1 protein-coding gene is annotated in these 241 nt (G+C 62.2%); it reads left to right on the plus strand.

Annotation, left to right across the window (positions count from 1 at the left end):
* Positions 1 to 18 precede the first annotated feature (18 nt).
* On the plus strand, positions 19 to 241 hold a 223-nt coding region (locus ACSNOK_RS35945; protein WP_436784851.1), incomplete at its 3' end, for a hypothetical protein.

Genomic DNA, 241 nt, shown 5'->3' on the forward strand with positions numbered 1-241 from the left:
TTCCAAGGCCGCCGCATCGTGGCAACGAAGTACACCGGCGCATTCGACAAATCCGACACGATGGGCTTCGACGTGCCCGTCGCCTTCGTAGTCCTCGACGAGTTCGACGAGCCCGCCCTGCCGATCGTCCAACATTGGTTTTGGTCGCCCTGGGACGCCCGCAACGCGATCAAGATGGTCGACTGGCTCAAAGACCGCATTGAGCGTGACAAGCGCCTGTGGCCGTCGACCGTGCCCTATG

The sequence above is a fragment of the Streptomyces sp. URMC 126 genome (assembly GCF_051386555.1).
Lineage (GTDB): Bacteria > Actinomycetota > Actinomycetes > Streptomycetales > Streptomycetaceae > Streptomyces.